The organism is Streptomyces sp. NPDC003248, assembly GCF_055563235.1.
In genome coordinates, this window is sequence record NZ_JBVHDT010000016.1 from 1 (window position 1) to 22,472 (window position 22,472).

Genomic DNA, 22,472 nt, shown 5'->3' on the forward strand with positions numbered 1-22,472 from the left:
ATCGACCCCGCCGAGACCCGCGAGATCCTCATCAGGTCCCTGGCGATGCTCCAGTCGAAACACGCCGACCTGCCCTCCCGCAAGCACGGCAACCCCCCGCAGTAACCCAGCGGACTTTCCGCGACACCCTCGCGGAAACCTCTCTCACGGAGACTGACAGCCATGAACGCCCCTGACATCCGCGTCGAGAAGGGCCACGCCGAGCCCGAGGAAGTCGCCGCCATCACGGCGATCCTCCTGGCCCGCGCCGCCGCCCGCACCCCCGAGCCCGCCCCGGCCCACCGCGGCCGCCCGAGGGCCGGCTGGCGCCGCCTGGAACGCGAGAGCGGCTTCCGCGCCCCGCACAGCTGGCGCTGACCACCCCACGCCGGACCCACGAAGGCCCCGTCGCCCCCCCGGGCGGCCGGGGCCTTCGCCCGTCCACGGGCAACGGGTCACACCGTCCGCCCCGCCCCGCCCCGCCCGCGCCCGCCGCCGGGGGCGGGTCCAGGACCCCGCACACAACGACGGGGCGCCCTCTCCCGAAGGAGAGGGCGCCCCGTCGTTGCCGTGCCGCGCGCCGCCGCTACCGCAGCCGCGCCATCAGCGCGTGCTCGACCAGCGTGATCAGCGCGCTCTTGGCGTCCGCGCGGTGGCGGGCGTCGGTGGTGATGATCGGGGTGTCGGGCCCGATCTGGAGGGCCTCGCGGACCTCGTCCGGCTGGTACGGCTGGTTGCCGTCGAAGCCGTTGAGGGCGATCACGAAGGGAAGACCCGAGTTCTCGAAGTAGTCGACCGCCGGGAAGCAGTCGGCGAGCCGGCGGGTGTCCACCAGGACGATCGCGCCGATGGCGCCGCGCACCAGGTCGTCCCACATGAACCAGAAGCGGTCCTGGCCGGGCGTACCGAAGAGGTACAGGATCAGGTCCTGGTCCAGGGTGATACGGCCGAAGTCCATGGCGACCGTGGTGGTCGTCTTGTCCCCGGTGTGGGTGAGGTCGTCGATGCCCGCCGAAGCGGAAGTCATCACGGCCTCTGTGCGCAGCGGGTTGATCTCCGAGACAGCGCCGACGAACGTGGTCTTGCCCACGCCGAAGCCGCCCGCCACCACGATCTTCGCGGAGGTGGTGGAGCGGGAAGGACCGCCGCTAGAGCTTGCGAAGTCCACTGAGCACCCTTTCGAGCAGTGTCACGTCTGGCTGGCCGCCGGCGCTCTCGTCGCCGCCGGGCTGATGGATGGCGACCAGTCCCGCCTCCGCCAAGTCGGCGACGAGGATCCTGGCCACGCCGAGGGGGATGGTCAGGAGCGCCGAGATCTCGGCGACCGACTTGATCTCTCGGCAGAGGTTGCAGATCCGCTGATGCTCGGGCAGCTGGCCCTGCATCTGGTGCGGCTGCGCGGTGGTGTGCACCAGCGCCTCGATGGCGAGCTGGTACCGCGGGCGGGTCCGGCCGCCGGTCATGGCGTACGGACGCACCAAGGGGTTGCCGGCCGCCCCGGCGGGCGTCGGCTCAGGGGTGCGGCGCTGCGGCTGCACGGGCTGGACGCGCGGTGCGTGCGGCTGGTCGTACGGCGACGGTCCGGGACCCTGCGGGTTCTGGGGCGCGTACGGCTGTCGCTGCTGGCTGGGGGCGGAGGGGAAGTTGTAACGGTTCGCGTTCTGGGAACCGTCGCCCTGGCCCTGGACAGGGCCGTACGACCAGTTGCCCGCATGCTCACCGTTTGGGGGTGTTACCACTTTTCTCCTCCTCCGACTGTGCCTGGCACCCATCACGTGGACGCCGCGTCCCGAAACCCTACGGCCTCGGGACGCCAAAACGCACCGTCCGTCTGTTAGTTGAGAAGGCTCCCTTGGAGCTCCGCACGAAGGTCGGGCGTCAGGACCGTGCCGGCCCGGTCCACCAGAAGGGCCATCTCGTACCCAATGAGGCCGATGTCCGCCTCGGGGTGTGCGAGGACTGCGAGAGAAGAACCGTCGGAGATGGACATGATGAAGAGGAATCCTCGCTCCATCTCCACAACTGTCTGGTTCACGCTGCCCCCCTCGAAGATCCGGGAGGCGCCTGCCGTCAGTGACGTCAGACCGGAGGCGACGGCCGCGAGCTGGTCGGCGCGGTCGCGGGGGAAGCCTTCGGACATCGCCAGAAGGAGTCCGTCGGCGGAGACCACCACCGTGTGGGACACCCCCGGGGTGTTGTCCACGAAGTTGGTGATCAACCAGTTCAGGTTCTGTGCCGCCTGGCTCATCGGGCTCACACTAACGCTCCTGGTCGTAGGTGCTGTCAGGACCGAAGCCCTGGCCGTTCGTTTCACTGCCTGCGTTGCGTCCGCGCTGGACGCCTCGACGCAGGTTGCTCAGCCTGCCTCGGACGTCCTCCGGGGCGCGGGAGACCTGCGGGCCTCCCTGGGGGGTGCTCTCGGCGGCGCCCTCGACCAGATTGGCCTTGGGCACCCGCCGCGGAAGGCCGGAGGAGGTGACCCCGCCCGCCTTCGGCTTGCGGAGCTGCGCGGCCTGCTGCCAGCGCTCGTCGTTCGCCGAACGCCAGTCGCCGTCGCCGCCGTTGTCCGCAGCGGGGGCCGGCGCCTCGCGGTTCACGGGCTGCGCGGCGCCGTTCGAACCGCTCGCCGCGGTGGAGCCGCGGCGGGGCAGTCCGGCGTCGGTCAGCGCGTGGGCGGCGGAGGGGGCCGGTCCCGGACGGTCGAAGCCTACGCGGTCCTGCTCCCGCGCGTCAGCGGCCTGCGCCGATTCCGCTTGCGGAGCGTACTGGTCCGGGTAGCCGTTGCGGTAACCGGTCTGCTGCGGCCAGTCGTCCTGGTAGGACTGCTCCCCGTAGGGCGGGAAGCCCTCCGGCGCGGACGCCTGGGCCGGCGCGCGGTCCTCCTGGGACGGTTCCGCATACGCGGGGTCCGGGTAGCCGCCGTTCGACGGGAAGGCACCGTTCGGTGCGGCGGTGCCGTTGGACGCGAGGTACGGGTCCTCGTACGCCGGACGCTGCTGCTCCTCGTACGCCGTCTGCCGGTCGTACGACCCCGTCGGCTGCTCGGTGTACCCGGTCGCGCCGGCCGTACCGTCGCCGTAGGCGTTCTGCGCACCGGCGAAGCCGCTCTGGGAACCGTCGTACGCCTGCTGCTGCTGTTGCTGCTGGGGGCTCTCGAAACCCTCGCCGTACGCGGACGGCTCGGGGGAGTCCTGCTGCCGGCCGTGCTCCTGGGACTCCAGGGCCGCCCGGCGCTCCTCGCGCATCCGGGTCCGGCCCACCGGGTCCAGGTCGCGGATGTCGTCGGGGACCTCGACGTAGCGGCTGTCGTCGAAGCCGAGTTCGGCCGCCGTCAGCTGCTGCGGCTGGTTGAAGTTCTCACCCTGGAACTGCTGCTCGGGGATGATCTGCGAGACGGTGAACTCGTCGCGGCCGGCGGGCTGTTCGCCGCCACCGCCGTGCGTGATCGCGTCCGGCAGCATGACCAGCGAGGTGGTGCCGGCCTGCTCGCCCGAGGGGCGCAGCTGGACCCGGATGCCGTGCCGGTCGGACAGCCGGCCGACCACGAACAGACCCATGCGCTGCGAGATCGCGGCGTCCACGGTCGGCGGGTTGGCCAGCTTGTGGTTGATGTCCGCGAAGTCCTCGGCCGTCAGACCGATGCCCTTGTCGTGGATCTCGATCATGATGCGGCCGTCGGGCAGACGGGTCGCGGTGACCCGGACCTTGGTCTGCGGCGAGGAGAACGTGGTGGCGTTCTCCAGCAGCTCGGCCAGCAGGTGCACGAGGTCGGTCACGGCACGGCCGTGGATCTCGGCCTCCGGCACACCCGAGAGCTCGATGCGCTCGTACTGCTCCACCTCGGAGGAGGCGGCGCGCAACACGTCCACCAGCGGCACCGGCTGGTCCCAGCGGCGGCCGGGCTCCTCGCCGGCGAGGACGAGGAGGTTCTCGCCGTTGCGGCGCATACGGGTCGCGAGGTGGTCCAGGCGGAAGAGGTTCTCCAGCTGGTCCGGGTCGGCCTCGTTGTTCTCCAGGTCGGTGATGAGGGTCAACTGGCCCTCGATCAGCGACTGGTTGCGGCGCGAGAGGTTGGTGAAGATCGCGTTGATGTTGCCCCGCAGCAGGGCCTGCTCGGCGGCGAGCCGGACGGCCTCGCGGTGGACCTGGTCGAAGGCGCGGGCGACCTCGCCGATCTCGTCGGTGGTGGTGATCGGGATCGGGGTGACCCGGGTGTCGACGCGGCCGGGGTCGGTGCGCGAGAGCTGGTCGACCAGCATCGGCAGCCGCTGCTCGGCGATGCCGAAGGCGGCGTTGCGCAGCTGGCGCATCGAGCGGCTCATCTGGCGGGCCACGCTGGCGGCCAGGATGAAGGCGAGGAGCAGGGCGATCACGACCGCGGCACCGGTGACGAGCGCGTCGGTCCGGGCGTCGGCGGCGATGTCCGAGGCCTCGGTCACCGCCTTGTCGGCCATGTCCGACTCGATCTCGAGGTACGCGTCGTACTTCAGCGTGGTGACCGCCCACCAGTTCTCCGCGGTGATGCCCTCCTCGGCGAGCGCGGCCCGCTCGGACTCGTCGGTGCTCTGCAGCGACGCCAGCGCGGAGACCATCTCGGTGGGGTCGGAGGGCGGCGGGACGTAGTCCGGGTCCTTCTGCTTGGCCGCGGCCGCCTGCGCCGCCGCGTCCGTCTTGATCTTCGCCTCGGCGTCCTCCAGCTTCTGCGCGTCGGCCTCGGTGCCACCGCCGGTGTACTCCTCGACGGCGATGCCCTCGAGGTAGGCGTAGGAGGAGAGGGCGACGCGCTGCTTGGCCAGGTCGGCGTTCTTGGGGCCGGGGCTGACCAGCAGGTGCATGCCGATCGAGCGCTCGAGGGAGAGGGCGGCCTTGGTCAGCGAGATCGCGTAGACGGTACGGCCGTAGGAGGTGATGTTTCCGGTGCCCAGGCCGAGTTCGTTGGAGAACTCCATCAGGGGGTGCGCGACCGCGGTGTACCCCTCCTCGGTCTGCACACCGGTGAGCTGCGAGGTGTAGGCGGCCGCGCGCAGCGCCGTCAGCTTGGTCTCGGCGGTGCGGAACAGCTGGAGGCGGCGCTGGAGGCCGGACTTCTGCGGCATGTTCTGGGCGGCCGCGTCGAAGGCGTCGGCTGCGGCGTCGGTCGCCTTGCGGGCGTCGGTGACGGCCGAGTCGTCCTTCTCACCGGTGAGGAGGGGAACGGCGGTGGTGTCCCGCTCCTTGTAGAGGGCGTCCGCGTAGGTGAGGGAGGCCTGGACCAGGCGCGCGGTGTTCTCCGCGTCCTCCGCCTCCTGCCAGGTGTCGATCGAGCTCTTCACCTGGAAGCCGCCCATGACCAGGCCGACCAGCACGGGTATCAGCAGGATCGCGTTGAGCCGGGTGCGCACCCGCCAGTTGCGCGGAGACAGGCGGCCGGCGCTCTCGGCGGGCGCGGCCGGCGACTCCGGGCCCGGCACAGGGGTGGTCGCCGCTCCGCGCGGCGGCGGGGTGAAGTTGCCCCGCGCCGCCGGCTCGGGACTTTTCTTGCTTCGCCTCACTCGACCAACAACCTCTCGGCGGTCGGCACCTACGTCGTGCCGCAGTGTCTCAGAGCCCGGTCAGCCATCGACCATGAGTACGTCATTGACTATTGGGCAGTTCAGGCATTCCAGCATGACGACCTGCGCTCTTCAAAACAGTGGGGAGCAGGGATTCGGTGTGATGTAAGCCCCAGATAAAACGGTCATAAAGAGCGAGCCCCGTCAAAAGACGGGGCCTTCGTGCGCACAGCGAGACCGAGCGACCGCGACGCGTGGCGGCCCCGTGGCGATTCCTCTGCCGAAACGTTATGAACACCGGAGCCGGCCGTGTCCAAAGCCACAGCCGGCTCTCAGACCCACGGCAACTGCCGCGGGGCACCGCTTTTTTCGCTAGCGCAGCCGGGCCATCAGCGCGTGCTCGACCAGCGTGATCAGCGCGCTCTTGGCGTCCGCGCGGTGGCGGGCGTCGGTGGTGATGATCGGGGTGTCGGGCCCGATCTGGAGCGCCTCGCGCACCTCTTCGGGCTGGTACGGCTGCTGCCCGTCGAAGCCGTTGAGGGCGACGACGAACGGCAGGCCGCTGTTCTCGAAGTAGTCGACCGCCGGGAAGCAGTCGGCCAGCCGGCGGGTGTCCACCAGGACCACCGCGCCGATGGCGCCGCGCACCAGGTCGTCCCACATGAACCAGAAGCGGTCCTGGCCGGGCGTACCGAAGAGGTACAGGATCAGGTCCTGGTCCAGCGTGATGCGGCCGAAGTCCATGGCGACCGTGGTGGTCGTCTTGTCCCCGGTGTGGGTGAGGTCGTCGATGCCCGCCGAAGCGGACGTCATCACGGCCTCCGTGCGCAGCGGGTTGATCTCCGAGACGGCACCCACGAACGTGGTCTTGCCCACGCCGAAGCCACCCGCCACCACGATTTTCGCGGAGGTGGTCGCCCGGCCGCCGTCAGAGCTTGCGAAGTCCACTGAGCACCCTTTCGAGCAGCGTCACGTCCGGTGCGCCGCCGTTGTTCTCGTCGCCGCCCGGCTGGTGGATGGCCACCAGGCCGGCCTCGGCCAGGTCCGCGACCAGGATCCGTGCCACACCCAGCGGCATGGCCAGCAGCGCCGACACCTCTGCCACCGACTTGACCTCGCGGCACAGGTGGCAGATGCGCTGGTGCTCGGGGAGCAGCCCCATGAGCGCTGCCGGGTCGGCCGTGGTGCTGATCAGCGCCTCGATGGCGAGCTGGTAGCGCGGCCGGGTCCGGCCGCCGGTCATCGCGTACGGACGCACCAGCGGCTGGTCGCCCTCGTCCCCGTACGGCTCCGCGTACGGATCATGAGAGGCGGTGGGCGGGGTCATTGATCCTCCGGGCGGGACAGCATGTCTCGGTCAGTCGTGCCGTCCGTCGGCCGGTGGGGGGATTGTGTCGGCCGGACGGTGATTTCGTGAGGGGGGTGGTACCGGGGACGATCAGTGGAGCAGACTGCCTTGCAGTTCGGCGCGCAGGTCGGGCGTGAGCACCGCTCCCGCCCGGTCGACCAGCAGCGCCATCTCGTAACCGACCAGGCCGATGTCGCACTCGGGGTGCGCCAGCACGGCCAGGGACGAACCGTCCGAGACGGACATGAGGAAGAGGAAACCCCGCTCCATCTCGACGACGGTCTGGGCCACCTGGCCGCCCTCGAAGATCCGGGAGGCGCCTGCCGTCAGCGAGGTGAGCCCCGACGCGACGGCCGCCAACTGGTCGGCACGGTCGCGCGGGAAGCCCTCGGACATCGCGAGCAGGAGCCCGTCGGCGGACACGACGACGGTGTGGGACACCCCGGGGGTGTTGTCCACGAAGTTGGTGATCAACCAGTTCAGGTTCTGTGCCGCCTGGCTCATCTGGCTCAACTAACGCTCCTGCTGGTGAGTGGGGCTCGGGAAACTGCCGGTCTGACCGTTGCCGGCCTGGCGACCCTGCGCGATGCCCCGACGGAGATTGGTCAGCCGTCCGCGCACGTCGTCAGGCGCGCGCGAGACCTGCGGACCGCTTTGGTGCTGTTGCTGCTGTGCCGTGCCCGGGACGAGGTTCGCCCGCGGTACCCGGCGCGGCAGACCGGATGTGGTGACGCCGCCCGCGGCCGGCTGCCGGACGCGCTCGGCCTGTCGGACGAGCTCGTCGTTCGGCGAGGTGCGCCAGGCACCGCCCGCGGAACGCTGGGGAGCAGCCGGAGTCTGCGGCTGCTGTTGCTGAGGTGCCGGAGCCGAGCCGTTGGCGTGCGCGGCGCCCTGCTGTCCTCCACCGTGGAACCAGTTGGTCTCCAGGTTGTCGTACAGCGGGGTACGGCCGTCGCCCGGGCCCGGGGCCGGCGGCAGCGCCCATCCGTCGCTGCCCGCTCCACGGCCCTGGTCGGGCCGCTGCGCGAAGCCCCCGTTGTCCTGCTCGGGGCGGTGCGCGGCGGGGCGGGGCGGGACCGGCTGCTGCTGCGGGGAGCCGTAGCCGTCGCCCGGCTGCGGACGCGGGAACTGGCCCGTGGTCTGGGGGTCCTGCCGGCCGGGCAGCGCGTGCTGTCCGGTGGAGGAGTTCTCGTAGCCGGGCGCGGCGAACTGACCGGTGGAACCGTTGTCGTACGCCTGCGGAGCGGCGAAGCCGCCCGTGCCCGCCGGGGTGTTCTGGCCGCCCGGGGTGCCGAAGACGTCGGAGCGGACGAAGCCGTCCTGCTGCCCGTTGACGCCGGGCGCGGGGAACTGGCCCGTGTCCTGGCCGCCGGTGACGCCCGGGAACTGCCCGGTGTTCTGCACGCCGTTGAGGCCGGGGCGCGTGAAGTCGCCGGGGCCGCCCGGGGCCTGGTGCTCCTCGATGCGGGGTATCTCCGCGGTGGAGCCGGGGCCCTGGCGGTCGTCGATGCGCGGCATCGGGGACGTCTGGGTGACGTCCGGCTCCTCGTGGCCGCGCGGGGCGTCCAGCGGGGTGTGCGGCTGGGCGTTGTCGTCGCCCCAGCTCGCGGCACGCTGCTGCGGGGCCGCGCCGGGCAGTTCGGCACGCGCTCCGCCGCGCGGCGGCAGCTGCGGCCGACGGCCGCGACCGCCGCCCTGTTCGGCGTCGTTCTGGCGCTGCGGCGCCGGGCGTCCGCCGCCGAACAGGTCCTGGCCCTGGCCGGGCGCACCCTGACCTGTCGCCTGGAACCCCTGCGGCGCACCCGGGGCCTGCCCGCCGAAGCCGGCGCCGGCCGGAGCCGGGCGGCCCTGCTGCGGGGAGCCCGGAGCCTGCGGTCCGCGCGGCGCGCCGGGACGGTCGGCGCCGTCCCGTCCGGGCAGCGCGGCCCGGGGGCCCTGACCGGCGGCCAGCCGGCCGGCACCGCCTCCGCCGGGACCTGCACCGAGGGCACCGCCCCCGGGCGCACCGGCACCGAGGGCACCGCCCTGCTGGCCGTTCTGGCGACGGGCCGCGGCGGCACCGGCGGCGGCCTGCGCGGCCGCGGGGCCGCCGGACGCGCCGCCCTGACCGGGCTTGGGCTGCGGCTTCTTGCCGCCCTGGGCGACGTCCACCGGCAGCATGACCAGCGCGGTCGTACCACCGGAGTCGGACGGGCGCAGCTGGATGCGGATGCCGTGCCGCTGCGACAGCCGGCCGACCACGAAGAGGCCCATGCGGCGGGAGACGGAGACGTCGACGGTGGGCGGCGCGGCGAGCCGCTCGTTGATCGCGGCGAGGTCCTCGGGGGAGAGGCCGATGCCGGTGTCGTGGATCTCGATCAGGACGCGGCCGTCGGGCAGCGCGTGACCGGTGACCTTGACCTTGGTCTGCGGGGAGGAGAACGAGGTGGCGTTCTCCAGCAGCTCGGCGAGCAGGTGCACGAGGTCGTTGACGACCCGGCCGGCCACCTCGGTGGTCGGCACGGAGGCCAGCTCGATGCGCTCGTACTGCTCCACCTCGGACGCGGCGGCGCGGAGCACGTCGACCAGCGGGACCGGGCGGGTCCAGCGGCGGCCGGGCTCCTCACCCGCGAGGACGAGGAGGTTCTCACCGTTACGGCGCATACGCGTCGCGAGGTGGTCGAGCTTGAACAGCGAGGACAGCTGGTCGGGGTCGGCCTCGCGGGACTCCAGCTCGGAGATGAGCGACAGCTGGCGCTGGATCAGACCCTGGGAGCGGCGCGAGAGGTTGGTGAACATCGCGTTGACGTTGCCCCGCAGCAGGGCCTGCTCGGCGGCGAGGCGGACCGCCTCGCGGTGCACGTCGTCGAAGGCCGCGGCCACCTGGCCGATCTCGTCGCGGGAGTGCACACCGACCGACTCCACGGACGTGTCGACGTCCTGCGGGTCGGACTCGGACAGCTGCTTGACCAGCTCGGGCAGACGGTCCTGGGCGACCTTGGTGGCGGTCTCCTGGAGGCGGCGCAGGGAGCGGATCATGGACCGGGCGACGACGAACGCGCCGACCAGCGACACACCGAGCACGAGCAGGATGAGCGCACTCGTGATGAGCGCCTCGCTCTCCGACTCGGTGCGCAGCTCACGCGCCTTCTGCTCCATGTCCTCGAGCAGCGTGGTCTCGATGTTGGCCATCTGCTTGATCTTGGTCGAACTGGCGTCGAACCAGTCCTGGTACGACCGCTTGTCCAGCGACTCCAGACCGGTGGAGGAGCTCAGCGCACGGGTGGCGTAGGTGTCGGCGTCCTCGATGGTCGGGCTGCCCTGCTCGACGGGCGCGAGCAACTCCTCGGCGCCGTCGTCGCCGTAGATGCTGCGGAAACTGGCGAGCTCGGAGTCCTGGTTCTCCAGCGCCGCCTCGGCGTACTGCCGGTCGTTCTCGGAGAGCTTGCCGTAGACGTCGTTGCTGACCGGGAGCGCGGCCGCGAGGGTGGCGCGCTGGACGGAGGCGTACTCCTTGGCCGAGGAGAAGGCGGCCAGCGCGCGGGTGCGCTGGATCATCTCCGGGTTGCTGGTGGCCTGGGCCATGTCCTGCGAGAGGTCGAGCAGGCTGGTGATGAGGCGGTGGTAGGCCTCCACCGTCTGGGTGGAGTTGCCCTCCTCCGCGTAGGCCGACTTGCGGATCTTGGCGAGGTTGCCGAGGTCGCTGAGGAGACCGACGAGGCTGTCGCGGACGCCCTGGAGGTTGCCGTCCTTGCTGGAGGCGTCGATCTCCTCCGAGGCGTCGCTGAACGCGGCCAGCGTCGTGTCCGTCTTGGCGCGGGCCCCCTTCACCGTGGCGGTGGAGGCCTTCGCGCCGTGCGCCAGCGGACCGGCGGACTTGTCGCGCTCCTCCTGGAGCGCGGAGGCCAGGTCGGTCGCCTGGTTGGTCATCTCGGTCAGCAGCTGCATGTTGTCGAGCTGCTGGATGTCGTCCAGGGACTGGCTGATGCGCATCGTGCCCAGGGTGGTCGCCGCGACCACGGGGAGCGTCAGCAGCGCGACCAGACGCGTGGAGATGCGCCAGTTGCGCAGGGCCACCCGCGAACCGTGACCGGCGGAACCGGCCGGGTCGGGCGCCGGCTTGACGGGGGCAGTGGGCGGCAGGGCGCTCGGCGACGCGGACGCGGCGGGGCGCCCGGGGCGCTCACCGCCCTCGCCGGACGGCGCCGCACCCGGGTTCTGGGCGTGCTGGGGCGAGGAGCTGCCATTGCTGGGGGCAGTCCCGCCATGCGGCTCCGGCTCGGCCGAAGCACTGCCATCCCTCTTGAAACGTCCCTGCACTAGCGTCGCAACCTCTGGACCAGGCGCCCCTCCGGATAAACGGAAGGACGGTGTCGGCGTCTTGAAGGGCGTGATGAGTACGCCCTCCGAGTCGTGAGTGACCGGCGCTGGCTCCCCCTTCTCGCCGCCACTCGGCGCTGCTGTGCGCCCCCTGCGCGCCGGCTCGATCCCGCGGCGGTTCCGTGGAATTCCAGCACAGTGCAGGATCTCCAACAAGGTGTGTTGGCCGGGCTGTGACATCCGTGACAGCACGTGAGGGGTGGGTCACCGGTCGTAGAAAGTGATCATGAAGAAACCGGACATGGGTGGGCCAACCGGGTGGGTTCGAGCGGTGTCCCAGTCGCCATGATCAGGAGCGGAATGCGGGCTTCAGGGGTGCAATGTCCGTTTCCTGTCGTTCGGTTGACGGGTCGATATGACCGGTTTGCCCATGGATCAGTGAGCAAACTCACACTCGCATCATGAGACCTTCACGGATTCACCGGGAATCACGTGTTTAGCCTGACGCTTTACAGAAATGGCAAAACCGACAAGCCGCGCCTGAAGCGGCGGGCCGGCCACGGCCCGCCGGGCGCCCGGACAGGACAGGGCTCAGTACAACAGTGAAGACGACGACGATGTTCCACAAGATCGCCAACCCGCGGCGCACGACGCTGGCGCACCTCGAGGGCGCCGACGCACTGCAGCTTCCGGAGCAGCCGGAGCACTCCGTCGACCTCCCCGCCCAGACCGCCAACCCGCGGCGCACCATCCTCATGGAGGTGCCCGTCACCTCCCCGGCGCAGTAGTCACACGTTCCGGCCGCCGCACCAGGTGCGGCCGGCCACGGATGTCAAGGGCGTCCCCGGCCGGGGGCGCCCTTCCGCGTTAGCCTGGAGCGTCAGACTCCAGCCAGCTCAGCAAGGGGCCAACCAACCCGTGCGCATCGCCAGGTTCTCCATCGACGGGAACGTCGCCTTCGGCGCGGTCGAGGGCGACAGACCGGACGAGCTCGTCCTCGACATCATCAAGGGCATCCCGTTCGCGGAACACGAGCTCTCCGGCACCAAGGTGCCGCTGAGCAAGGTCCGGCTGCTCCCGCCCGTGCTCCCCAACAAGGTCGTGGCCTTCGGCCGCAACTACGCCGAGCACGCGCGCGAACTCGGCAACGAGGTGCCCGACGCCCCGTTCGCCTTCTTCAAGCCGTCGACCTCCGTGATCGGACCGGGCGACGACATCCAGTACCCGTCCTTCTCCGAGGACCTCCACCACGAGGCCGAGCTCGCCGTGGTCATCGGCCGCATGTGCCGAGAGGTCCCGCGCGAGCGCGTCAAGGACGTGATCCTCGGCTACACCTGCGCCAACGACATCACCGCACGGGACGTCCAGAAGCGCGAGAAGCAGTGGGCCAGGGCCAAGGGTTTCGACTCCTCCTGCCCGCTCGGCCCGTGGGTGGAGACCGACCTCGACCCGAGCGACCTCACCATCCAGCTGACGGTCAACGGGCAGCAGCGGCAGCTCGGCCGCACCAGCGAGATGATCCACTCGATCGAGGACCTGATCGTCAACATCACCGAGGCCATGACGCTGCTCCCCGGCGACGTGATCCTCACGGGCACCCCGGCAGGGGTCGGCCCCCTGGCTGTCGGCGACGAGGTCGCCGTCAGCATCGAAGGCATCGGCACTCTCACCAACAAGGTTGTCAAGCGTGGCTAGCGCACCCGGCTCTCCCGTACGCGTCCGTTTCTGTCCCTCGCCCACCGGTAACCCCCACGTGGGCCTGGTCCGCACCGCCCTGTTCAACTGGGCGTTCGCCCGGCACCACCAGGGCACCCTGGTCTTCCGCATCGAGGACACCGACGCGGCCCGCGACTCCGAGGAGTCCTACGAGCAGCTCCTGGACTCGATGCGCTGGCTGGGCTTCGACTGGGACGAGGGCCCCGAGATCGGCGGCCCGCACGCGCCGTACCGCCAGTCGCAGCGCATGGACCTCTACAAGGACGTCGCGCGCAAGCTGCTGGACGCCGGCCACGCCTACCACTGCTACTGCTCCCAGGAGGAGCTGGACACCCGCCGCGAGGCCGCCCGCGCCGCCGGGAAGCCCTCCGGCTACGACGGCCACTGCCGCGACCTGACCGAGGCGCAGGTCGAGGAGTACCGGGCCCAGGACCGCACCCCGATCGTCCGGTTCCGCATGCCCGACGAGACGATCACCTTCACGGACCTGGTCCGCGGCGAGCTCACCTTCACCCCGGAGAACGTCCCGGACTACGGCATCGTCCGCGCCAACGGCGCCCCGCTGTACACGCTGGTCAACCCGGTCGACGACGCCCTGATGGAGATCACCCACGTCCTGCGCGGCGAGGACCTGCTCTCCTCCACCCCCCGCCAGATCGCCCTGTACAAGGCGCTGATCGAGCTGGGCGTCGCGAAGGAGATCCCCGCCTTCGGCCATCTGCCGTACGTCATGGGCGAGGGCAACAAGAAGCTCTCCAAGCGCGACCCCCAGGCGTCCCTCAACCTCTACCGGGAGCGGGGCTTCCTCCCCGAGGGCCTGCTCAACTACCTCTCCCTCCTGGGCTGGTCGCTCTCCGCCGACCAGGACATCTTCAGCACCGCCGAGCTGGTCGCGGCGTTCGACATCAAGGACGTCAACCCCAACCCGGCGCGCTTCGACCTGAAGAAGTGCGAGGCCATCAACGCCGACCACATCCGCCTGCTCGAGGTGAAGGACTTCACGGAGCGCTGCCGCCCGTGGCTGAAGGCCCCCTTCGCCCCCTGGGCGCCGGAGGACTTCGACGAGGCCCGGTGGCAGGCGATCGCCCCGCACGCGCAGACCCGCCTGAAGGTCCTGTCGGAGATCACCGACAACGTCGACTTCCTCTTCCTGCCCGAGCCGGTCTTCGACGAGCCGAGCTGGACGAAGGCGATGAAGGAGGGCAGCGACGCGCTGCTCACCACGGCGCGGGAGAAGCTCCAGGCCGCGGACTGGACCTCGGCCGAGTCCCTCAAGGAGGCCGTCCTGGCCGCCGGTGAGGCCCACGGCCTCAAGCTCGGCAAGGCCCAGGCCCCGGTCCGGGTGGCGGTCACCGGCCGCACGGTCGGCCTGCCCCTCTTCGAGTCCCTGGAGATCCTGGGCAAGGAGAAGACGCTGGCCCGCATCGACGCGGCCCTGGCGAAGCTGGCGGCGGCGTAGGCACCGCCTGACGCACACGACGACGGCGGCAGCCGTGGAAGCTGCCGCCCTCGTCGTATGCCGCCCGGCTACGGCACGAGAGACGGACCGCCGTCCGGCTCCCGTTGCGGACCGAACCGCCCCCGCGGGGGCGGTAGGGCTCGGGCCGGTCCCGGCGGCCCACGCCGAGGAAGGCGGCCGGGCGGACGGGCGGCGGGGCGGAGGCCGCGAGGGGGCCGGGGCAGGGGCGGGAGCCGTGGGCATCGACGTCCGGGGAGCGGAGATCGATGTCAGTGCCGACGGCTAGGGTTCCGGGGACTTGCCACGCCGCCGTCGCACCGGGGGAGGTCCCGGCGCGTGCGCGCGGGCTCCGGCGCGTGGGCGGCCCGGCCCAGCCCGTCCCGAAAGGCCCCGCCATGCCGATGTCCCCCCGTGACTACACCTGGCTGTTCACACCGGGCAGCACGTTCCGCTACGAGTCCGGGACCACCGGAGTGATCCAGGTGGCCGACGGCGGCGTACTGGACCTGCCCACCGGCCGGGTCGTCGCCTGCGATCCGTTCGTGTACCTCGGCAGCGGGGACGTCGAGCCGTTCACGGTCACGGTGGCCCCCGGCCGCTACCGCGTCGAGGCGGCCGTGGCGACGCTCGCCCGGCCGGACGAGCCGCCGGCCGCCCGTCCCCACCGGCGGGTGGCCGCGGCCCGCCTCGTCGTCCGCGACGAACCCGCCGTGACCTGGGAGTTGGCCCTGCTCCCCGGCCAGGACCCCGCCGAGCTCGGCGACGACGAGTTCTTCGGCTACGGCGTGGACGCCGGCACCGGCTGCTTCTACGACGCCGCGGCGGAGGAGGGCTTCCCCGAGGCCGACGAGGACGAGGGCCCGCTGTGGGACGCCTTCGAGAACAGCGACTGGTCCGAGGGGCCCCACCTGGTGCGGTCCCCCGCCACCGGCCACACCCTGGCGGCCTTCACCTCCGGCTGGGGCGACGGCGCGTACCCGACCTGGACGGGCCGCTCCGCCGAGGGCGAGGTCACCTGCTTCGTCACCGACTTCTTCGTGGCGCCCGGCCCGGACGAGGGCACGAGCGGCCCCGCCTGAGCCGACGGCGGACCGGCGGCGATCGGCGGACAGACCGCCGTACTCCGCGTTACCGTCGGAGCATGAACATTCGCGCCGTGGTCTGGGACGTGGACGACACCCTTTTCGACTACACGACCGCGGACCGGGAGGGCATGCGCGGCCATCTCACGGCGGAGGGACTGCTGGACGGGTACGGCACCCCGGAACAGGCCCTGGACCTGTGGCGGGAGATCACCGACCGGCAGTGGGCGCGCTACGCGGCCGGCGAGGCCACCTTCGAGGAACAGCGCCGCGACCGGGTGCGGGTCTTCCTGGGGCGGGAGATGACCGACGACGAGGCCGACGACTGGTTCCGGCGCTACGTCGGCCACTACGAGGCCGCCTGGGCCCTCTTCCCGGACGTCCTGCCCGTCCTCGACGCCCTCGCCGCCAGCCACCGGCACGCGGTGCTCTCCAACTCCAGCATCCACGTCCAGGACCGCAAGCTGCGCGTCCTCGGCGTCCACGACCGCTTCGAGGCGATCCTGTGCGCCGCCGAGCTGGGCGTGTCCAAGCCCGAGCCGGCCGCCTTCCTCGCGGCCTGCGAGGCCCTGTCCCTCCCCCCGCACGAGGTGGCCTACGTGGGCGACCACCCGGAGATCGACGGCCAGGGCGCCGCGGACGCCGGACTGCTCTCGGTGTGGATCGACCGCTTCGGCGGTACGGCCACCGTGGAGCTCCCGTCCGGACGGCACCGGATCGCCAGCCTCGCCGAACTGCCCGCGATCCTCGGCGCCGATACCCGTTTTGGAGCCCGGTCCACCTTCGGGTAATGTTCTTTCTGCGCCGCCGGGGAGCGGGCCGAAAGGCCGGAACCCCGAGGCGCAAGCTAGAACAAGATCCCCTCCGGGGCTTGCGTTCCAGTGGCCTATGGTGTAATTGGCAGCACGACTGATTCTGGTTCAGTTAGTCTTGGTTCGAGTCCAGGTAGGCCAGCTCGCAGAGCTCATCTGCGCCCGCGGATCACATCCGCAAGCCCCCGTTGTGTAGCGGCCTAGCACGCTGCCCTCTCAAGGCAGTAGCGCCGGTTCGAATCCGGTCGGGGGTACTGGTTCCGATCACTCGGAATCGCTAGGGCCCCCGTTGTGTAGCGGCCTAGCACGCCGCCCTCTCAAGGCGGTAGCGCCGGTTCGAATCCGGTCGGGGGTACTGACTGGTCTAAACCACATTGGTCTATGGTGTAATTGGCAGCACGACTGATTCTGGTTCAGTTAGTCTTGGTTCGAGTCCAGGTAGACCAGCTCGGACCTGCGGAAACGCAGCGTCCACGCCCCCGTTGTGTAGCGGCCTAGCACGCCGCCCTCTCAAGGCGGTAGCGCCGGTTCGAATCCGGTCGGGGGTACACCATGGCAAGGCCCCTCGCTTCGGCGGGGGGCCTTCGGCGTGTCCCGGCACGCGCTCACTCGAAGCCGTACCGCCGTGCCGACTCCTCCTCCTGTGCCAGCCGGTGCAGCGCCTGCAGCATCGGCTCGACCAGGATCGCCCCCAGCACCGCCGTCTCGACCCGCTCCGCCTCCGACTCGCGCGTCTCCACGAAGTCCAGGTCCAGCACGGCCGCCCGGTGCATCAACCGGGCGTACGACACGAGGAGTTCGGCGTCCCAGTCGTAGCCCAGCCGGCGCAGCGCGGCCACCGACACCACGAGCGAGCGGTAGGCGGGCGAGAGGCTCGTCAGCAGCCGGGCGTTCGCCCAGCCCAGCGTGTGCAGCAACGCGTCCGCCTCCCGCTGCGCGGACCGTACGTGCTCGTCCTCGGTGTCCGGCTCCGGCACCTGCGGGAGCGCCCACAGGGCCGCGCCCAGACGGACCGTACGGCCCAGGGAGTCGTCGTCGACGTGGCCGAGGATCTCCCGGACCGTGGCCACCGGGACCCTGCCCACCTGGATCATCGCGCGCACCAGCCGCAGCCGGCGCAGGTGCTCCTCGTCGTACTCGGCCGTCGTGGTGTTGATCTGGCGGCCGGGCGGCAACAGGCCCTCGCGCAGGTAGTACTTGATCGTCGCGGTGGCCACGCCACTGCGCTCGCTCAATTCGGCCAGCCGCATCTCTTGTGCTCCTTGTTGGTCAGCGGCACTATCCAAGCATGGACGGGAACGGGAAACGGACCTCGACCGCACACCGGACCACCGCGGACGCCCGCGGAGAGGTGGTCGTCCTGCTGATCGGCATGCGGATCAACCACTTCCGGGCCGTGCACCAGTGGCTGCCGGTCATGCTGGCCATGTTCCGCATGCTGGCCGAGCTGAAGAAGGAGCCCGGCCGCGGACTGCTCTCCCGGGTGCTGCTCACGGCCTCCCCGCGGACGTACTACGTCGTCCAGTACTGGGAGTCCAAGGAGAAGCTGTACGCGTACGCGAGCGCGCCCGACGCCTTCCACCACGCGGTGTGGACCAAGGTCAACCGCATGGAACGGGACGGCAAGCTGGGCGGCCATGTGGGGATCTGGCACGAGACGTACGTCGTGCCGGAGGGGTCCTACGAGGCGATCTACGGCGACATGCCGGCGTTCGGCCTGGCCGCCGCGCACGGGCAGGTCCCGCTGGAGCGGCGCGGCCGGTACGCGAAGGACCGCTACGCCCACCGCACGGCGGAGGCGGGCGAGAAGACCGGGTGACGGGGGGATCCGGGGGACCGGGGAGAGCCTGCCGCGGCGTTGAGGCCGGCTCTCCCCGGTGACGTCCCGGGGTGTCCCGTTCGACCGGGCGGCCGCTCAGCCGGTGCGGCGCAGGGCTTCCGACAGACGGGCGGCCGCGTCGATGACGGCCTGGGCGTGCATCCGGCCCGGGTGGCGCGACAGGCGCTCGATCGGACCGGAGACCGAGACGGCGGCCACCACGCGGTTGGACGGGCCGCGTACGGGCGCCGAGACGGAGGCGACGCCCGGTTCGCGCTCGCCGATGGACTGGGCCCAGCCCCGGCGCCGTACGCCCGACAGGGCCGTCGCCGTGAAGCGGGCCCCCTGGAGGCCGCGGTGGAGGCGCTCGGGTTCCTCCCAGGCCATGAGGATCTGGGCCGAGGAACCGGCCTTCATGGTGAGCGTCGAACCGACCGGGACCGTGTCCCGAAGGCCGGACAGGCGTTCCGCCGCGGCGACGCAGATGCGCATGTCGCCCTGGCGACGGTAGAGCTGCGCGCTCTCGCCCGTGATGTCACGGAGGTGGGTGAGCACCGGGCCGGCGGTGGCGAGGAGACGATCCTCACCGGCGGCCGCGGCCAGTTCCGCCAGGCGAGGACCGAGAATGAAACGGCCCTGCATGTCCCGCGCCACCATACGGTGGTGTTCCAGAGCCACGGCCAGCCGGTGGGCCGTGGGTCGTGCCAGTCCGGTCGCCGCGACCAAGCCCGCGAGGGTGGCCGGACCGGACTCCAGGGCGCTCAGGACAAGTGCTGCCTTGTCCAGGACGCCGACGCCGCTACTGTTGTCCATGAAACGATATTCCCGTCTCACTCTGTGAAACGCAAGTTCAATTTTCCGTGAGACGCGCAACCCTTGGATGCACAGCGCCCGAAGACCGACGGGCCTGGCGGCGGGTGCCCGTGAACAGGGGCGTGGGCGCCGCCTCCACAAGATCTCTAGTTGGGCCGGTGATCGTCTGCCGGCCGGAGGGAAAGCGATGGGTAGGACACTCGCGGAGAAGGTCTGGGACGACCATGTCGTCCGGCGCGCCGAGGGCGAGCCCGACCTCCTCTTCATCGATCTGCACCTGCTGCACGAGGTGACCAGCCCGCAGGCCTTCGACGGCCTGCGCAAGAGCGGCCGCACGGTGCGCCGCCTCGACCTCACCATCGCCACCGAGGACCACAACACCCCGACCCTCGACATCGACAAGCCCATCGCGGACCCGGTCTCCCGCGTCCAGCTGGAGACGCTGCGCAAGAACGCGGCCGAGTTCGGTGTGCGTCTGCACCCGCTGGGCGACGTCGAGCAGGGCGTCGTGCACGTCGTCGGCCCGCAGCTGGGTCTGACCCAGCCCGGCATGACCGTCGTCTGCGGCGACTCGCACACCTCCACGCACGGTGCCTTCGGCGGTCTGGCCTTCGGTATCGGCACCTCGCAGGTCGAGCACGTGCTGGCCACGCAGACGCTGCCGATGGCCCGCCCGAAGACCATGGCGATCACGGTCAACGGCGAGCTGCCCGACGGCGTCACCGCCAAGGACCTGATCCTGGCGATCATCGCGAAGATCGGCACCGGCGGCGGCCAGGGCTACGTCCTGGAGTACCGCGGCTCCGCCATCGAGAAGCTCTCGATGGAGGCCCGGATGACCATCTGCAACATGTCGATCGAGGCCGGCGCCCGCGCGGGCATGATCGCCCCCGACCAGACCACCTTCGACTACCTCGAGGGACGCCCGCACGCCCCCAAGGGCGAGGACTGGGACGCGGCCGTCGCGTACTGGAAGACGCTGAAGACGGACGACGACGCCGAGTTCGACGCCGAGGTCGTCATCGAGGCGGCCGAACTGTCGCCGTTCGTCACCTGGGGCACCAACCCCGGCCAGGGCGCGCCGCTTTCCGCGTCCGTCCCCGACCCCGCTTCGTACGAGGACGCTTCGGAGCGCCTCGCCGCCGAAAAGGCCCTGGAGTACATGGGGTTGGAGGCCGGCCAGCCGCTGAGCTCCATCAAGGTGGACACCGTCTTCGTAGGCTCCTGCACCAATGGCCGCATCGAGGACCTGCGCGCCGCCGCCGACCTGCTGAAGGGCCGCAAAGTCGCCGACGGCGTACGGATGCTGGTCGTCCCCGGCTCCGCCCGGGTGGGCCTCCAGGCCGTCTCCGAGGGCCTGGACGTCGTCTTCAAGGAGGCCGGCGCCGAGTGGCGGCACGCGGGCTGCTCGATGTGCCTGGGCATGAACCCCGACCAGCTCGCGCCGGGTGAGCGCTCCGCGTCCACCTCCAACCGCAACTTCGAGGGCCGGCAGGGCAAGGGAGGTCGCACCCACCTGGTGTCGCCGCAGGTCGCGGCGGCCACCGCGGTCCTGGGCCACCTGGCCTCCCCGGCCGACCTGTCCGACGCCGAGACCCGTACGCCCGCTGGAGTCTGATCAGCCATGGAAGCATTCACCACGCACACCGGCCGGGCCGTCCCGCTGCGCCGTTCCAACGTCGACACCGACCAGATCATCCCTGCTCACTGGCTCAAGAAGGTGACCCGGGACGGTTTCGAGGACGGGCTGTTCGAGGCCTGGCGCAAGGACCCGGAGTTCGTCCTCAACCGCCCCGAGCGGCAGGGTGCGACCGTCCTGGTCGCCGGCCCCGACTTCGGCACCGGCTCCTCCCGTGAGCACGCCGTCTGGGCGCTGCAGAACTACGGTTTCAAGACCGTCATCTCCTCCCGCTTCGCCGACATCTTCCGCGGCAACTCGCTGAAGAACGGCCTGCTCACCGTGGTCATCGAGCAGAAGATCGTGGACGCCCTCTGGGAGCTCACGGAGAAGGACCCCACGGCTGAGGTCACTGTGGACCTTGAGGCGCGTGAGGTGCGCGCCGAGGGCATCACCGCCTCCTTCGAGCTGGACGAGAACTCCCGCTGGCGGCTGCTGAACGGTCTGGACGACATCTCCATCACCCTCCAGAACGAGGACGACATCGCCGCCTACGAGGCCGGGCGCCCGTCGTTCAAGCCGCGCACGCTCCAGGTCTGACCCCTGGGACAGGTCGACTTTCGGCCACCGCGACACCCCCTCCGTACCCCCGATCGGTCCGATCGGGGGTACGGCTGTGTCTGCGTCCTTCCGGCCCCCGCATCCTCACCATTCCTCCCAACGCCCCACGTTATCGGGGTGGTTGGCCGGGTAAGCGCCCTCTGGCGACATGCCCGGCGACGGTGCCCGGGCGGCGGCTCGAGGCGGCAGTTGCCCCCTGGGGGGGCGACAACTCGCCCCAGATGGCACAATCTGTGCATGGAACACGACGGCCAACTCGAGCTCTATACGGCAGTCGCGAACCAGCTCAAGGAAGCGCACTCGAGGGTGCGCGCACTGCAAGTCCCGGAGGGCGTACGGATGGCGCTGACCCGGAAGCTGCTGGTCATTACGGCCGCGGCCAAGCACGATCTCGCCGATGCGACAAGGCGGCTGGAGCGGTTCATGGCGGACCTCGACGAAGGGCGAATGCCCGAAGAGGAGAGCTGATCGCCTCCGGAGCAGCCGAGTTCGTTGCGGCACAAGGGTGATTAGCCCGTTTCGTGTTTGATTTGCGGTATATATCTGCCTAACGTGCGAAAAAGCTTGAACACTTTCGTTCTGGCGATGTCTCCGAAGGGGAAGACGTGAACAAGGCGCAGCTCGTAGAAGCGATTGCCGACAAGCTGGGCGGCCGACAGCAGGCCGCCGACGCCGTCGACGCGGTCCTGGACGCGATCGTCCGCGCGACCGTCGCGGGGGAGAGGGTCTCGGTCACCGGTTTCGGTTCGTTCGAGAAGGTCGACCGCCCGGCGCGTTACGCACGCAACCCCCAGACGGGCGAGCGTGTCCGTGTCAAGAAGACGTCCGTACCGCGCTTCCGCGCAGGCCAGGGCTTCAAGGACCTGGTGAGCGGCTCGAAGAAGCTGCCGCGTGGCGGCGAGGTCTCCGTCAAGAAGGCTCCCAAGGGCAGCCTGTCCGGCGGCGTGACCGCGACGGTCAAGAAGGCCGCCGCGAAGAAGGCCACCACCAAGGCGGCCGCCGCCAAGAAGGCGGCTCCGGCGAAGAAGGCGGCGACGGCGAAGAAGACCACGGCCGCCGCCAAGAAGACGACCGCCAAGAAGGCGGCCACCAAGACGACGACGCCCGCGGCGAAGAAGGCCTCCACCGCGAAGACCGCGGCCGCCGCCAAGAAGACCACGGCCAAGAAGGCCCCGGCGAAGAAGGCGACGGCCACGAAGGCCCCCGCCAAGAAGTCGACCGCCCGCAAGACCACCGCCAAGAAGACCACCGCGCGCTAGGCGCCGGAAGTCAGGGGCACCCACGCGCCGGGCCGGACTCCCTCTCGGAGTCCGGCCCGCGGCGTGTCCGGGGGTCGTCTCTCCGGCCCGGTCACCGGCCCTGACCACCGGTTCCG

21 protein-coding genes and 5 tRNA genes are annotated in these 22,472 nt (G+C 70.8%); 16 read left to right on the top strand and 10 right to left on the bottom strand.

Going from position 1 to position 22,472, the window contains the following annotated elements; translation table 11 throughout:
* The first annotated feature begins 162 nt into the window (after positions 1-162).
* Positions 163-357 (top strand): acyl-CoA carboxylase subunit epsilon, encoded by a 195-nt coding sequence (locus tag ACZ3KJ_RS29160; protein WP_467531323.1) that lies wholly within the window; start codon positions 163-165, stop codon positions 355-357.
* A gap of 208 nt (positions 358-565) precedes the next feature.
* Here ACZ3KJ_RS29160 and ACZ3KJ_RS29165 read toward each other — a convergent pair whose 3' ends face one another.
* The 8 genes from ACZ3KJ_RS29165 to ACZ3KJ_RS29200 all read right to left on the bottom strand — a co-directional run bounded on the left by ACZ3KJ_RS29165 (position 566) and on the right by ACZ3KJ_RS29200 (position 11,157).
* Positions 566-1,147, bottom strand: a complete 582-nt coding sequence (locus ACZ3KJ_RS29165; protein WP_071369867.1) for a GTP-binding protein — start codon at positions 1,145-1,147, stop codon at positions 566-568.
* Entirely contained in the window at positions 1,128-1,718 is a 591-nt protein-coding gene (locus ACZ3KJ_RS29170) for a DUF742 domain-containing protein (protein ID WP_467531324.1), read from the bottom strand. Before ACZ3KJ_RS29170 ends, ACZ3KJ_RS29165 begins: the two co-directional genes overlap by 20 nt.
* Before the next feature lie 95 nt (positions 1,719-1,813).
* Complete coding sequence (locus ACZ3KJ_RS29175) at positions 1,814-2,227, bottom strand: roadblock/LC7 domain-containing protein (protein ID WP_004983065.1); 414 nt, start codon at positions 2,225-2,227, stop codon at positions 1,814-1,816.
* Positions 2,228-2,237: 10 nt separating this feature from the next.
* Positions 2,238-5,510 carry a nitrate- and nitrite sensing domain-containing protein gene (locus tag ACZ3KJ_RS29180; protein WP_467531325.1) on the bottom strand — a complete coding sequence of 1,091 codons (3,273 nt, stop codon included), beginning with the start codon at positions 5,508-5,510 and terminating at the stop codon, positions 2,238-2,240.
* A gap of 372 nt (positions 5,511-5,882) precedes the next feature.
* Positions 5,883-6,458 carry a GTP-binding protein gene (locus tag ACZ3KJ_RS29185; protein ID WP_132855910.1) on the bottom strand — a complete coding sequence of 192 codons (576 nt, stop codon included), beginning with the start codon at positions 6,456-6,458 and terminating at the stop codon, positions 5,883-5,885.
* On the bottom strand, positions 6,439-6,837 hold the full coding sequence (locus ACZ3KJ_RS29190) for a DUF742 domain-containing protein (protein ID WP_019058642.1): 399 nt from the start codon (positions 6,835-6,837) through the stop codon (positions 6,439-6,441). Before ACZ3KJ_RS29190 ends, ACZ3KJ_RS29185 begins: the two co-directional genes overlap by 20 nt.
* A gap of 111 nt (positions 6,838-6,948) precedes the next feature.
* Positions 6,949-7,362 (bottom strand): roadblock/LC7 domain-containing protein, encoded by a 414-nt coding sequence (locus ACZ3KJ_RS29195; protein WP_365460581.1) that lies wholly within the window; start codon positions 7,360-7,362, stop codon positions 6,949-6,951.
* Between the two features lie 9 nt (positions 7,363-7,371).
* The gene (locus ACZ3KJ_RS29200) at positions 7,372-11,157 is read right to left on the bottom strand and encodes a sensor histidine kinase (protein WP_467531327.1); all 3,786 of its coding nucleotides are present in this window, start codon (positions 11,155-11,157) and stop codon (positions 7,372-7,374) included.
* A 602-nt stretch (positions 11,158-11,759) separates the two neighbouring features.
* Between ACZ3KJ_RS29200 and ACZ3KJ_RS29205 the strand changes: the two genes are divergently transcribed.
* The 10 genes from ACZ3KJ_RS29205 (at position 11,760) to ACZ3KJ_RS29250 (ending at position 16,774) form a co-directional block, all read left to right on the top strand.
* Positions 11,760-11,945: a hypothetical protein gene (locus ACZ3KJ_RS29205; protein ID WP_467531330.1), complete on the top strand. Its 186-nt coding sequence runs from the start codon at positions 11,760-11,762 to the stop codon at positions 11,943-11,945.
* 130 nt (positions 11,946-12,075) lie between these two features.
* Entirely contained in the window at positions 12,076-12,852 is a 777-nt protein-coding gene (locus tag ACZ3KJ_RS29210) for a fumarylacetoacetate hydrolase family protein (RefSeq protein WP_467531332.1), read from the top strand.
* Complete coding sequence (gene gltX, locus ACZ3KJ_RS29215; protein WP_467531334.1) at positions 12,845-14,332, top strand: glutamate--tRNA ligase; 1,488 nt, start codon at positions 12,845-12,847, stop codon at positions 14,330-14,332. The genes ACZ3KJ_RS29210 and gltX overlap by 8 nt, the downstream gene beginning before the upstream one ends.
* Before the next feature lie 395 nt (positions 14,333-14,727).
* Positions 14,728-15,411 (top strand): DUF4241 domain-containing protein, encoded by a 684-nt coding sequence (locus tag ACZ3KJ_RS29220; protein ID WP_467531336.1) that lies wholly within the window; start codon positions 14,728-14,730, stop codon positions 15,409-15,411.
* Positions 15,412-15,473: 62 nt separating this feature from the next.
* Positions 15,474-16,205: an HAD family hydrolase gene (locus ACZ3KJ_RS29225; RefSeq protein WP_467531338.1), complete on the top strand. Its 732-nt coding sequence runs from the start codon at positions 15,474-15,476 to the stop codon at positions 16,203-16,205.
* 91 nt (positions 16,206-16,296) lie between these two features.
* Positions 16,297-16,368: transfer RNA gene (locus ACZ3KJ_RS29230), tRNA-Gln, on the top strand.
* Positions 16,369-16,407: 39 nt separating this feature from the next.
* Positions 16,408-16,480, top strand: a tRNA-Glu gene (locus tag ACZ3KJ_RS29235).
* A gap of 28 nt (positions 16,481-16,508) precedes the next feature.
* A tRNA-Glu gene (locus ACZ3KJ_RS29240) sits at positions 16,509-16,581 on the top strand.
* 20 nt (positions 16,582-16,601) lie between these two features.
* Positions 16,602-16,673, top strand: a tRNA-Gln gene (locus tag ACZ3KJ_RS29245).
* A 28-nt stretch (positions 16,674-16,701) separates the two neighbouring features.
* Positions 16,702-16,774 (top strand) — tRNA-Glu (locus ACZ3KJ_RS29250).
* A gap of 57 nt (positions 16,775-16,831) precedes the next feature.
* Here the strand turns inward: ACZ3KJ_RS29250 and ACZ3KJ_RS29255 are convergent.
* The gene (locus ACZ3KJ_RS29255; RefSeq protein WP_467531339.1) at positions 16,832-17,476 is read right to left on the bottom strand and encodes a MerR family transcriptional regulator; all 645 of its coding nucleotides are present in this window, start codon (positions 17,474-17,476) and stop codon (positions 16,832-16,834) included.
* A 38-nt stretch (positions 17,477-17,514) separates the two neighbouring features.
* On the opposite strand from ACZ3KJ_RS29255, the gene ACZ3KJ_RS29260 reads away from it, so the two are divergent.
* The gene (locus ACZ3KJ_RS29260; protein WP_467531340.1) at positions 17,515-18,045 is read left to right on the top strand and encodes a DUF4188 domain-containing protein; all 531 of its coding nucleotides are present in this window, start codon (positions 17,515-17,517) and stop codon (positions 18,043-18,045) included.
* A gap of 96 nt (positions 18,046-18,141) precedes the next feature.
* On the opposite strand, the gene ndgR is transcribed toward ACZ3KJ_RS29260, so the two are convergent.
* On the bottom strand, positions 18,142-18,858 hold the full coding sequence (gene ndgR / locus ACZ3KJ_RS29265; protein ID WP_286064918.1) for an IclR family transcriptional regulator NdgR: 717 nt from the start codon (positions 18,856-18,858) through the stop codon (positions 18,142-18,144).
* Between the two features lie 187 nt (positions 18,859-19,045).
* Here ndgR and leuC point away from each other — a divergent pair, with 187 nt between their 5' ends.
* The 4 genes from leuC to ACZ3KJ_RS29285 all read left to right on the top strand — a co-directional run bounded on the left by leuC (position 19,046) and on the right by ACZ3KJ_RS29285 (position 22,356).
* Entirely contained in the window at positions 19,046-20,476 is a 1,431-nt protein-coding gene (gene leuC, locus ACZ3KJ_RS29270; RefSeq protein ID WP_467531343.1) for a 3-isopropylmalate dehydratase large subunit, read from the top strand.
* Between the two features lie 6 nt (positions 20,477-20,482).
* A complete protein-coding gene (gene leuD, locus ACZ3KJ_RS29275; RefSeq protein ID WP_467531345.1) occupies positions 20,483-21,076 on the top strand; it encodes a 3-isopropylmalate dehydratase small subunit in 594 nt (197 codons plus the stop codon).
* Positions 21,077-21,334: 258 nt separating this feature from the next.
* On the top strand, positions 21,335-21,565 hold the full coding sequence (locus tag ACZ3KJ_RS29280; protein ID WP_385068488.1) for an SCO5555 family protein: 231 nt from the start codon (positions 21,335-21,337) through the stop codon (positions 21,563-21,565).
* A gap of 137 nt (positions 21,566-21,702) precedes the next feature.
* Positions 21,703-22,356, top strand: a complete 654-nt coding sequence (locus ACZ3KJ_RS29285) for an HU family DNA-binding protein (RefSeq protein WP_467531348.1) — start codon at positions 21,703-21,705, stop codon at positions 22,354-22,356.
* Positions 22,357-22,472: the final 116 nt, after the last annotated feature.

Excerpts from the sequence above, each read along its gene's own strand:
- ACZ3KJ_RS29190 (WP_019058642.1), bottom strand. The coding sequence starts at position 6,837 with ATGACCCCGCCCACCGCCTCTCATGATCCGTACGCGGAGCCGTACGGG.
- ACZ3KJ_RS29220 (WP_467531336.1), top strand. The coding sequence starts at position 14,728 with ATGCCGATGTCCCCCCGTGACTACACCTGGCTGTTCACACCGGGCAGC.
- ACZ3KJ_RS29260 (WP_467531340.1), top strand. The coding sequence starts at position 17,515 with ATGGACGGGAACGGGAAACGGACCTCGACCGCACACCGGACCACCGCG.
- leuD (WP_467531345.1), top strand. The coding sequence starts at position 20,483 with ATGGAAGCATTCACCACGCACACCGGCCGGGCCGTCCCGCTGCGCCGT.
- ndgR (WP_286064918.1), bottom strand. The coding sequence starts at position 18,858 with ATGGACAACAGTAGCGGCGTCGGCGTCCTGGACAAGGCAGCACTTGTC.
- ACZ3KJ_RS29255 (WP_467531339.1), bottom strand. The coding sequence starts at position 17,476 with ATGCGGCTGGCCGAATTGAGCGAGCGCAGTGGCGTGGCCACCGCGACG.
- ACZ3KJ_RS29280 (WP_385068488.1), top strand. The coding sequence starts at position 21,335 with ATGGAACACGACGGCCAACTCGAGCTCTATACGGCAGTCGCGAACCAG.
- ACZ3KJ_RS29195 (WP_365460581.1), bottom strand. The coding sequence starts at position 7,362 with ATGAGCCAGGCGGCACAGAACCTGAACTGGTTGATCACCAACTTCGTG.
- ACZ3KJ_RS29225 (WP_467531338.1), top strand. The coding sequence starts at position 15,474 with ATGAACATTCGCGCCGTGGTCTGGGACGTGGACGACACCCTTTTCGAC.
- leuC (WP_467531343.1), top strand. The coding sequence starts at position 19,046 with ATGGGTAGGACACTCGCGGAGAAGGTCTGGGACGACCATGTCGTCCGG.
- ACZ3KJ_RS29160 (WP_467531323.1), top strand. The coding sequence starts at position 163 with ATGAACGCCCCTGACATCCGCGTCGAGAAGGGCCACGCCGAGCCCGAG.
- ACZ3KJ_RS29175 (WP_004983065.1), bottom strand. The coding sequence starts at position 2,227 with ATGAGCCAGGCGGCACAGAACCTGAACTGGTTGATCACCAACTTCGTG.